Here is a 9,341-nt window from a genome sequence, read left to right on the forward strand (position 1 = left end):
TCTTCGTTCTCATCACCTCCCGCAACAAGCGGTTCGCACACGGCCCCTCACGATAGGTTCTGCGACATGCCAGGACCCGCCGAACCAGCCGCCATCGTCGAACAGTTCGACTGCACCACCTGTGAAGTGCCCGCCGGAAGCACCTGCTGCACCCGCGGCGGCAAGCGCCCCGAAGTTCCCAAAAGGCACCAACCTCTCCGCGCACGGCCCCGAGCAGCTGGCCGCAGTCGCCACTGAACTCAAGAGCCGCCCACGCAAAACGCTCGACTGGGAAATCCCAGCCGAGCGCCTGCATCGACTGCTCACGGCCTGATCAACCGACCAGGTGTTGCAACGACCCCTGGAATCCGTCACCGCCTGGTGGGCTTCTTCGGCTGTGCGGATACTGCTGCCCTCGTCGCACAGCGCTCCGGGCGGAACTACACCTCGACCCGAGGCATGAGCACCGTGAAGTCGAGTACTAGTCCAAGCCGAAGTGCGTGTGGGGCCGGTCAGTTCCATGTCGCCATCTGGGCCCCACGCGGACGTGCAGCCGGCCGCCAGGAGCGTCCACGGCGTGCCCTTCGAAACTGGCGGCGGCAAAAGCAGCAGACCGGCCTTGTGGCCGACCTGACCGGGACCGTCTGGTTGGTCCCCATCCGGCCGGGCAGTCTGATGACGTCTCAGCGCGTCGGGCGGCTGCGGCGGCCGGAGCGCCGCAGGTGCAGGCCCAGGTATACGAGGGCCGCAGCGAACACCACGATGCCGATGATGAGCAGGTAGAGCAGCCCTTTCACGACGACGCCGATGATGCCCAGCACGATCGCCGCGATGACGAGGACCAGGAAGAGCGTCATAACTTAAGGCACCTCCTTGTGGAGCCGGTCAGCGGCGGGCAAGCTGCCGCTCGCCCTTCGCGCCGGGCTCGTAGGGCAAGCCGTAGTGGGCAAAGACCGCGGCCTCGTCCTCGGCGGGCAGGACGTCGTCCGTGCCCATCGCCGGGCCCTTCTTCACCAGCGACCGGTCGTAGTCGACCTTGACGTAGCCGGGCCCGACGATGGCGCCGGCCAGCGGGACGAAGACCAGGTGACGGCGGGTGGGCAGCCCAACCTGGACGGTGGCCATGGCCGGCTCATCGGTACTGGTGTCCACGTAGATCGCTTCCAGCATGCCGATCCTGTGGCCGCCCGGATCGACCACGTCGTGGGTACGCCACTCACGGATATCCGCGATCTGGATCATCCCCGGTGTCCCTTCGTGCGGCGGTATGTCCGAACCGTGCACTTCTCAGCCTGCCCTACCAAACCCGCCGGAACCAGCCTGGACATCCCCCGCACCATTCCGGGCGGTCCGTCATGTGGCTGCCAGGAGGATGGCCGTGTAGTGCGCGGTGAAGGCGGCGATGGTGAGGGCGTGGAAGACCTCGTGGAAGCCGAACCAGCGCGGTGAGGGATCGGGGCGCTGGAGGCCGTAGACGACGGCGCCCGCGGTGTAGAGCAGACCGCCGGAGATGACGAGTACGACGACCGCGATGCCGCCGGTCCGCGCGAAGTCGGGCAGGTAGAAGACGGCCACCCAGCCCAGGGCGATGTAGCACGGGGTGTACAGCCACCGGGGAGCCCCGATCCACAGCACGCGGAAGGCGATGCCGGCCAGGGCGCCCGCCCACACCGCCGACAACAGCACCAGCTGCCGGCCCGCGGGCAGCAGCAGCATCGCCAAAGGCGTGTACGTACCGGCGATGATCAAGAAGATGTTCGCGTGGTCCAACCGCCGCAGAACCGCCTCACCTCGCGGACCCCACGTCCCGCGGTGGTAGACCCCACTCGTGCCGAACAGCAGCAACGCCGACACCGCGAACACCGAACATGCCGCCACTGCCGCAGCCGAGCGCGAAAGGGCGATCAGGACGATGCCGCCGACCAGCGAGAGCGGGATCATGCCGGCGTGCAGCCAGCCCCGCATCCTCGGCTTCAGCGCAGCCGCCACGCCCTCCACGCCGCCCTCCAGACTGGCGGCTGCCTGCCCGGCAGCCTGGAGGGCGGTTGCACCGGCACGCGAGTCGACCCCGGGGGTACGCAGGGCGTCGGGCGTGGTGCCGGGACGGGGCTGGGACTCCCGTCCATCTGCTGGCGGCTGAGCGTCTTCGGCAATCATGCCCGCATACTATGAAATCGGCGGAAGAGTGCGGCACACGCGCTTCCCGCGGACTACGCGTCAGACGCCTGCCGTGTGCTGGGATGCGGTGCGGCGGTGTTCGGCGTTGATGCGCTGGGCTTCTTTGAGCTGGTCTTCAAGGATGACGATGCGGCAGGCCGCGTCGATGGGGGTGCCCTGGTCGACGAGTTCCCGGGCGCGTGCGGCGATGCGCAGCTGGTAGCGGGAGTAGCGGCGGTGGCCGCCATCGGAGCGCAGCGGGGTGATGAGGCGGGCTTCGCCGATGGCGCGGAGGAAGCTTTGGGTGGTGCCGAGCATGTCGGCGGCCCGGCCCACGGTGTAGGCGGGGTAGTCGTCGTCGTCGAGACGGCCGTAGGAGTCGTCTGTTGCTGTCATTGCACCTCTCTGTGGAACGCATGGAGGGGCCCGGGTGCCGTATGGCACCCGGGCCCCGAAGGAACTGCTACACCATCTGCCGGCCCTCGTACTGCGCCGGCCTTCTGTGTCCGCAAGCCCACCCGGGAGAGGGCGGGAAATGCGGGGATCGCGGTTGCTTGACCGGAGACCACCTCACTATCGATGTCCTGCGGTACCCGGGCTCAAGACTTCCGCCCGGGCGATCCTGATGGCGCCTGGCTCCTCCGCTCTTCCCTCTGGGATCAATCACTTACCTACTGCGGGTACCGCTCTCCTGCGTACAGCTGATGATGCGTACTGCTCTGCGGCCTGTGACAGCGCCACTCTTCGGCAGCCAGCCCCGTCGCCCATCCTGCCTGTGCTCTGGCTTAGAACCCCACTGCCGAACCTCCCGGTGCGCGCGCCCGCAGCCGACGCCTTCACCGAGGTGCTGCTCCCTGACTTCACTGCTGGTACTGCGAACTGCACCTGCCGGTACTGCACTTGCGTCAACTGCGGTCCTGCTCACGGCGACCCCTGTCACTGCGGGCCACCCGGTGCGGCCGTCAGTCCCGTCGCCGTCCTGCAACAACCCTGGCTTCGAAACTCCACCACCGCACCGTCCTACGAACTGCAACTGCGGCACTGCTGCCCGGCAGTTCATCTCTGCCAGGCCCTGCGGCCTCTCTGGCTACGAGAGAAACCATAACCACACCACCACCCAATGTCTACTCCAACCGACATAGATTTCCGCGTGTCCGGCGGTGAGGTAATCGACTCGAACAGAGACGGGGCAGGCCGGGGGCCTCTTCGCGGAAATTGACGGCTCGGGCCGGGTCCCCACTGGGAAGGCACGGGGCAACGACGCCTTCGGCCACCTTCGAGGGCGCCTCGCACTCGACGCAGGACGCCGTCGGCGGGCTCAGGGATCCGAAAGGCCGCGCTGCCATCCAGGACGTCGACGGTCAGGTGGCGTGGCGACTTCGCCCCCGACTGGTTCTCCGGTTCAGGCGTTGAGTTTGTCGCGGGGCTGAGCAGGTTGGCTGCGCAGGTTTTCGTTGAGTCGTCGGGCTTCTTCGAGCTGGTCTTCGAGGATGACGATGCGGCAGGCCGCGTCGATGGGGGTGCCCTGGTCGACGAGTTCGCGGACGCGGGCGGCGATGCGCAGTTGGTAGCGGGAGTAGCGGCGGTGGCCGCCTTCGGAGCGCAGCGGGGTGATGAGGCGGGCTTCGCCGATGGCGCGTAGGAAGGCGGGGGTGGTGCCGATCATTTCGGCGGCGCGGCCCATGGTGTAGGCGGGGAAGTCGTCGTCGTCGAGACGGTCGAGAGGGTCTGCGGTCATGTGCACCTCGCTCTGGGGTCCGGGGTACGCAGCAATGGGCCCTGGTGCTGAACACGCACCAGGGCCCGAGGATTGAACACCATCGCCGGCTACTGCTCGGCCGGCCTTCTGTTTCCGCGTCGTCCCCCGGGGGGTGGGGACATGTGCGGGGATCGCGGATGCGTGACCGTGGACCACCTTCCCTTTCGGGGCCTGCGGTACCCGAGCGGACTCAACTCTTCGCCCGGGCGATCCTGATGGCGTCTACCTCCCTCTTCCTTCCCTCCTGCTCCTGCCAGTTTTCATTCCTGCGCGCGGCCCCTGGCGAGCCGCCCGGCCCGGCAGTCAGTGGCGGGACCCACTCGCGTACCGTCCGGCCCCGCCACTCCACTGCCGCGCCCTCTTCTGACACGGTTGCGCGGCAGTTCGACCCCTGCCGCGCCTCTTCGATCTCTTGGCTACGAGGAAGACACTAACCCCCACGAGCCCACATGCCTACTCCCGTCATGACAGATTTTCTGCGGGGATGAGTGTCGAGCTTTGCCTGCCAGGCAACCAAGAAAACCGCATCAGCGCGCACCTGCAAGGTGTGACGGTCGTTGAATCGGGCATGCGGAGCGTCACGGCAAATCAGCGCAACAGAGCACAGGTGGGGTGTACGGGCATGAACAGCACGGCGAGCACCGTCACTTCGGGGCCCCCAGTGGCGACAGTGCTACGGGGCGAGAGCGCGGACAGCATCCACCGAGCCCGCGAGGCCACACGCGCATTCACCGGCGGCCTCATCCCGGCGCCTGACCCCGCTGTGGCGGACACCCTCGTCCTGGTGGTTTCCGAACTCGCCACCAACGCCCTGCGTCACGGCGGTGGGCACTACACCCTGGAACTCTCCGCCAGCCCCGACACACTCGCCGCCGCGGTCAGCGACCCGAGTCCAGCCACCCCGCGCGAGCGCACGCCCGACCTCAACGATGGAAACGGCGGATTCGGCTGGCACATGGTCCGCCACCTCACCAGCCACCTGACCATCACACCCGGCCCGGGAGCCGGCAAAACTATCCACGCCCAACTCCCCCGACTGCGCCCCAGTCCAACCTCATGAGCTTGAGGTGGACTCGACACGGGCGTCGCCCATGGGCAAAACCTCGGGAACCTGCCACGCGAGTTGCTGCTCGGCGCCCGTGCCCGCGGCCTGCCAACTCCTCAGGTGTTCGCCGGCGGTTCCGGGAACCCGCGCGCTACCACTCCAGCCCGGTTAGGTGGCCTCGCCCCGTCGGTCACTCGCGCGTGACTCAGATCGACGATGCAGAAGATGTTGCCGTATCGCCCAGGTGCCCGTGGCCCAGAACGAGGACATGCCTGGGTCGCCATCATCGAGGTGCCCACCATGGTCTGCGGCGTGTACGGCATGAACTTCGACCACATGCCCGAACTCCACTGGACATTCGGCTACCCCGTGGTGCTCGCCGGCATCGTCCTCACCTGCACCATGATCTACCGCGCCTTCCGCCGCAACGGATGGCTGTGACCCCGGCAGACCATGCGCACTGTTCCCGTCCAGGGGCTCCGCCTCGGGCAGCCCCGGTCGGGCCGTCACAGGGCCGCCGGTTGAAGTGCCCCTCAATGGTGAGCGGTGTCAGAGTTTACCCGCCCGCAACCGTCAGCGGCGATCACCTGCTCGGAGCAGTTCGCCGGCTTCGGGCTCGCGTTATTCCCTGGGCCCGCCCGGATATCCAGCGACCCAGAGCGGCCGCGCCCGTGACCGTCAGTCGCAGGCAGTGAGCTCCTCGATGCGGGTAGCGAAGTCCGCTTCCGGCAACGGCAGGTCCACGTCCTCGACAAACCCCAAGGCATCGGGAACATAGGCGATCACGGCAGTGGCAGCGGCTGAGACGTGCGGGTCTTCCTCCTCTCGCAGCACCTCCAGGATCCGCAGGGCCGCCACCAGATCTCTTCGGTCAACGAATTCCGGTGTCGCGGGCATGTGGACCTCCAGGCCGGCCTGGTCGAACCACAGCTGTGCCTGCTCCTCCTCCCCCAGTGCCATGTGGTGCAGGTAGAGGCAGCATGCCGCGCCGGTGTCGCCGGCGCCGGCGGCGAACTGCCACCAGAACTGGGCACTGTCGTTGCGCTGGGCCAGATGCAGCACACACCCCAGGACCCGCGCCCCGTCCGGCTCCAGGATCTGCCTTGTCAAGAAGGTGCTGAGCTTGTGCAGCTCGCGCGCCACCACCGTCTCGCACAGCGTGCGCAGGTGACGGTGATGGATGCGACGCGGCAGGCTCGCCCGGTCCGCCGCCCTGCCGGCGGCGGCGCGGGCGGGCTCCATCTGGTCGTCGAAGTGCAGCGCGCCGTTCCACATGCGCTCGGTGATGCGCGCGGTCAGGCGTGCCTCGGCGTCGTCGATGCGTGTGTAGGTCTGGCGCGGCAGGCGGGCCTTGGCGAGTGCGCGGTCGATGGCCTCGCTCATCGCAGCTCCTCCCCTTCCACGGAATTGTTCAGGATCTGCAGCAGGCGGCGGCGTGCGTAGCGGGTGGTGGAGCGGACGCCTGCTTCGGTGACGCCGAGGATGTCGGCGGTCTCGCGGACGGTGTAGCCCAGGCAGTAGCGCAGCACCACCGTGTCGTGCTGGCGTTCCGGCAGGGCCCGGATGGCGGCGTAGATGTGCAGGCCCTGTTCGAGCTCGCCGATCTTGTCGACCGCATCGCGCAGGGCCGCGGTCTCGAAGGCGGCCGTGTCGATCAGCGCCGGCCGTCGGCCGCGGGCGCGGGCGTAGTCGATGGTCCGGTGCTTGACGACCACCCACGCATAGGCATTCGGATTCTCATGCTGCAGGACGTCCGCCCAGCCGAGGTAGAGCTCCTCGAAGGTCTGGTCCACGGCCTCCTCCGCGTCCGCGCGGCTAGCGAGGTACAGCTCCGCCCAGTGGATGTACGGGCCACGGTAGAGCTGGTGGAACGCCCGGAAGTCAGCGGGCAGCTCAGTCATCGGGAAGGTCGCGGTACGCCGGAGCCTGGTCACCGCCCACCCCCCGCGCCGGTACGCCGGCCGCAAAGCTCGGACATGCCCATCGCTACGCCCGCCGCGGCAAGACGGCGCAGGACCGCCAGAGCGTCATGACCGAAGACGCGCATGGCCACAGCGGCCGCCAGCAGGTCTCCTACGAGATGAAGCGTCACGGAGTCGGGAATCCCCTCCGGTGGTGGGTGAGGCGCGCGATACCCCTGCGCCCCGAGAGTGCCTTGTGCATCCTCTGCACCTAAAGCGATCCCCGACCCCCGTTCGTGCATCGGCTGAGCGGAAAATCCTAAGTGGATCTGATCGATCATCAACTACGCGTGACACAGGGGGCTCGCTCCACGGATGGCGAGGTGCTTCATAGGCGAACGGCGGTCAATTCAACCTGAGACGGTGGCTGCCGTGGACGCTCCTTCGAGCCGATCGTGGCGTTCGCAGAGAGCACGCACCAGCCGGGCCCGTTCTTGGACGCAGTGCGCTGCGCCCTTCGACGGCACGGAGAGTCGGCGTTCCGCCCCTCCCAGGACCACCTCGGCGAGTGCCCGCCGGCCGCTGTCCTTCGGCAGCCGGGCGAGGTATCGCCGGAGGTCCTGGCTGGCGTCGCCCTCACTTTCTGCTTGAGGGCGACGCTTAGCTGGCTTCAGGTGACCAGAACCCGGCGCCCGCGCGTGTGACCGGCCTGGCTGTCGATGTGCGCCGCCGCGGCATCGGCGAGCGTGTACGACTTCTCGACTGGGATGTGGAGCTTCCCCCGCGAGATGAGGCCGACGGCCTCGGCGAGCGCTTCCGGCACGCTCCCGGCCACGCCGGAGAACCGGACGCCCAGCTGCGGCGCACCGAGGTCGGCGATGGAGACGACCTTGCTCGGATCCCCGGTCAGCTCGACGAGTTCGCGGATCACGCCCGAGCCGGCCAGGTCGAGGGCCGCGTCGACCTGGCCCAGGTGCCGCACCCGTTCGACCCAGCCCTCGCTGTAGGGCGTGGCGAGGGCGCCCAGGCCGCGCAGGTAGTCCTGGTTCGCAGCCCCGCCCGTGCCGATCACCGTGATGCCGCGCTCGCGGGCGATCTGCAGCACCGCCGACCCGACGCCGCCGGACGCGCCGCTGACCAGCAGCGTCTGCCCGGGCCGCACGCCGACCTCGCGGATGATGCGCAGCGCGGTCTCCACCACCGACGGGTACCCGGCCGCCTCCTCGAAGGCCAGTCCCTCGGGCATCCGGGCCCAGGCGGACAGCACGGCGAATTCGGCGTACGTGTCGGCGCCTTCGCCGAACACGCGGTCGCCGACCTCGACCCCCTCGACGCCCTCGCCGACCTCATCCACCACCCCGGCGGCGTCCAGTCCGACCCCGGCGGGCAGCTCGACCGGGTGGGCTCCCAGGACCTGGCCCTCCCGGATCCTCCAGTCGACGGGGTTGACACCCGCCGCCCGTACGGCGATGCGTATCCGACCGGGGCTCGCGTGGGGCTCCTCGGCTTCCACCAGTTGCAGGACCTCGGGACCGCCGAACTCGGCGAAACTGATTTTCCTCATGCGGCCGAAGATAGCCCTAACCGTTAGGATTTCACAACGGATGGGAATTCATACCTGGTAGCGTCAGGGCATGACCGAGCCGTCCGGACGCCGCGAACGCAAGAAGGCCGCGACCCGTCAGAAGATCGCTGACACCGCGCTGCGGCTCTTCCTGGAGCGCGGGTACGACGCCGTGGGCATCCGTGACGTGGCGGCCGAGGCCGACGTGGCCGTCACCACCGTCTTCGCCCACTTCGCCTCAAAGGAGGCCCTGGTATTCGAGCGCGACCAGGACTTCGAGCAGCGCCTCACGAGGGCGGTAACCGACCGGCCTCCGCACGAGCCGCTCATCCCGGCGCTGCACCGCGAGGTCCAGGCCCTGGTACGGCACTGCACGGCGGAGGGCAGCGCCCCCGTCCGACGCATGATCGAGGGATCACCCGCCCTGCGGGAATACGAGGAGTCGATGAGCCTGCGTCACGCGCAGGCGCTGGCAGCGGCGCTGGCCGCCGATCCCCACCTGTCCCGGAGTGCGACGGCCTGCCGGGCGACCGCGCGGTTCGCCATCGACGCCTACGCGCTGGCCTGCCGGGCGGACGATCCCGGGGCCACGGTGGACGAGGTCTTCCGGATGATCAAGGCGGCCTGGGAAGCCACCGCGCCCTGAGCCGGGTACGCCGGCGCGCTGCGGCGGCCCCCGAGCCGGGCAAGCCCAGGCTCCGCGTCCCGGGCGATCCGACGAGCCCAACGGTGCAGAGTCGGCAGCGGGGCGCCCTGCAACTCGGGCTCGGAGTCTTCTTCGCCATCAGAAACCCGTCCGCGCATGAAGCCGGCGAGTGGACAGAGCAAGAGGATCGCCAACACGATCGTGACCGAGGCTGAACGCACCTCGTCCGGGATCTCCCTGGAGGAACTCAGGGGAATCCGGCAGAGGGTACGGCTCCGCAAGCCCCAACG

At 68.6% G+C, this 9,341-nt stretch carries 11 protein-coding genes and 2 pseudogenes; 5 read left to right on the forward strand and 8 right to left on the reverse strand.

The features are described 5' to 3' along the window. Nucleotides 1-175: 175 nt before the first annotated feature. Nucleotides 176-313, forward strand: a pseudogene (locus ACH4FH_RS37900) (IS30 family transposase); the annotation flags it as partial. 349 nt (nucleotides 314-662) lie between these two features. Here ACH4FH_RS37900 and ACH4FH_RS37905 read toward each other — a convergent pair. The 5 genes from ACH4FH_RS37905 to ACH4FH_RS37925 all read right to left on the reverse strand — a co-directional run bounded on the left by ACH4FH_RS37905 (nucleotide 663) and on the right by ACH4FH_RS37925 (nucleotide 3,874). Further along, nucleotides 663-836, reverse strand: coding sequence for a hypothetical protein (locus tag ACH4FH_RS37905; protein WP_398560529.1), 174 nt, complete (start codon nucleotides 834-836; stop codon nucleotides 663-665). 28 nt (nucleotides 837-864) lie between these two features. Continuing rightward, complete coding sequence (locus tag ACH4FH_RS37910) at nucleotides 865-1,221, reverse strand: PRC-barrel domain-containing protein (protein WP_398560530.1); 357 nt, start codon at nucleotides 1,219-1,221, stop codon at nucleotides 865-867. 111 nt (nucleotides 1,222-1,332) lie between these two features. Next, nucleotides 1,333-2,136 carry a hemolysin III family protein gene (locus ACH4FH_RS37915; protein WP_398560531.1) on the reverse strand — a complete coding sequence of 268 codons (804 nt, stop codon included), beginning with the start codon at nucleotides 2,134-2,136 and terminating at the stop codon, nucleotides 1,333-1,335. Between the two features lie 60 nt (nucleotides 2,137-2,196). Further along, the gene (locus ACH4FH_RS37920) at nucleotides 2,197-2,532 is read right to left on the reverse strand and encodes a MerR family transcriptional regulator (RefSeq protein ID WP_398560532.1); all 336 of its coding nucleotides are present in this window, start codon (nucleotides 2,530-2,532) and stop codon (nucleotides 2,197-2,199) included. A 1,006-nt stretch (nucleotides 2,533-3,538) separates the two neighbouring features. Then, a complete protein-coding gene (locus tag ACH4FH_RS37925; RefSeq protein WP_398560533.1) occupies nucleotides 3,539-3,874 on the reverse strand; it encodes a MerR family transcriptional regulator in 336 nt (111 codons plus the stop codon). Between the two features lie 643 nt (nucleotides 3,875-4,517). On the opposite strand from ACH4FH_RS37925, the gene ACH4FH_RS37930 reads away from it, so the two are divergent. After that, nucleotides 4,518-4,955, forward strand: coding sequence for an ATP-binding protein (locus tag ACH4FH_RS37930; protein WP_398560534.1), 438 nt, complete (start codon nucleotides 4,518-4,520; stop codon nucleotides 4,953-4,955). 220 nt (nucleotides 4,956-5,175) lie between these two features. Beyond that, nucleotides 5,176-5,381 (forward strand): annotated as a pseudogene (locus ACH4FH_RS37935) (CorA family divalent cation transporter); the annotation flags it as partial. A 237-nt stretch (nucleotides 5,382-5,618) separates the two neighbouring features. Here the strand turns inward: ACH4FH_RS37935 and ACH4FH_RS37940 are convergent. The 3 genes from ACH4FH_RS37940 to ACH4FH_RS37950 all read right to left on the reverse strand — a co-directional run bounded on the left by ACH4FH_RS37940 (nucleotide 5,619) and on the right by ACH4FH_RS37950 (nucleotide 8,405). After that, nucleotides 5,619-6,323, reverse strand: coding sequence for a hypothetical protein (locus tag ACH4FH_RS37940; protein WP_398560535.1), 705 nt, complete (start codon nucleotides 6,321-6,323; stop codon nucleotides 5,619-5,621). Next, nucleotides 6,320-6,841 carry an RNA polymerase sigma factor gene (locus ACH4FH_RS37945; protein WP_398560536.1) on the reverse strand — a complete coding sequence of 174 codons (522 nt, stop codon included), beginning with the start codon at nucleotides 6,839-6,841 and terminating at the stop codon, nucleotides 6,320-6,322. Before ACH4FH_RS37945 ends, ACH4FH_RS37940 begins: the two co-directional genes overlap by 4 nt. A gap of 670 nt (nucleotides 6,842-7,511) precedes the next feature. Next, nucleotides 7,512-8,405: an NADP-dependent oxidoreductase gene (locus ACH4FH_RS37950; RefSeq protein WP_398560537.1), complete on the reverse strand. Its 894-nt coding sequence runs from the start codon at nucleotides 8,403-8,405 to the stop codon at nucleotides 7,512-7,514. 70 nt (nucleotides 8,406-8,475) lie between these two features. Between ACH4FH_RS37950 and ACH4FH_RS37955 the strand changes: the two genes are divergently transcribed. Beyond that, nucleotides 8,476-9,051 carry a TetR/AcrR family transcriptional regulator gene (locus ACH4FH_RS37955; protein ID WP_042158753.1) on the forward strand — a complete coding sequence of 192 codons (576 nt, stop codon included), beginning with the start codon at nucleotides 8,476-8,478 and terminating at the stop codon, nucleotides 9,049-9,051. Next, nucleotides 9,048-9,266 (forward strand): TIGR02391 family protein, encoded by a 219-nt coding sequence (locus tag ACH4FH_RS37960; protein ID WP_398560540.1) that lies wholly within the window; start codon nucleotides 9,048-9,050, stop codon nucleotides 9,264-9,266. Before ACH4FH_RS37955 ends, ACH4FH_RS37960 begins: the two co-directional genes overlap by 4 nt. Nucleotides 9,267-9,341 lie beyond the last annotated feature (75 nt).

Origin of the sequence: Streptomyces sp. NPDC017993, assembly GCF_044328065.1 — a bacterium.
Taxonomy (GTDB): domain Bacteria; phylum Actinomycetota; class Actinomycetes; order Streptomycetales; family Streptomycetaceae; genus Streptomyces.

Bases quoted from the DNA above. Each gene is read 5' to 3' on its own strand.
- ACH4FH_RS37955 (WP_042158753.1), top strand. From the start codon at position 8,476: ATGACCGAGCCGTCCGGACGCCGCGAACGCAAGAAGGCCGCGACCCGT.
- ACH4FH_RS37920 (WP_398560532.1), bottom strand. From the start codon at position 2,532: ATGACAGCAACAGACGACTCCTACGGCCGTCTCGACGACGACGACTAC.
- ACH4FH_RS37940 (WP_398560535.1), bottom strand. From the start codon at position 6,323: ATGAGCGAGGCCATCGACCGCGCACTCGCCAAGGCCCGCCTGCCGCGC.
- ACH4FH_RS37910 (WP_398560530.1), bottom strand. From the start codon at position 1,221: ATGATCCAGATCGCGGATATCCGTGAGTGGCGTACCCACGACGTGGTC.
- ACH4FH_RS37950 (WP_398560537.1), bottom strand. From the start codon at position 8,405: ATGAGGAAAATCAGTTTCGCCGAGTTCGGCGGTCCCGAGGTCCTGCAA.
- ACH4FH_RS37930 (WP_398560534.1), top strand. From the start codon at position 4,518: ATGAACAGCACGGCGAGCACCGTCACTTCGGGGCCCCCAGTGGCGACA.
- ACH4FH_RS37925 (WP_398560533.1), bottom strand. From the start codon at position 3,874: ATGACCGCAGACCCTCTCGACCGTCTCGACGACGACGACTTCCCCGCC.
- ACH4FH_RS37945 (WP_398560536.1), bottom strand. From the start codon at position 6,841: ATGACTGAGCTGCCCGCTGACTTCCGGGCGTTCCACCAGCTCTACCGT.
- ACH4FH_RS37915 (WP_398560531.1), bottom strand. From the start codon at position 2,136: ATGATTGCCGAAGACGCTCAGCCGCCAGCAGATGGACGGGAGTCCCAG.
- ACH4FH_RS37905 (WP_398560529.1), bottom strand. From the start codon at position 836: ATGACGCTCTTCCTGGTCCTCGTCATCGCGGCGATCGTGCTGGGCATC.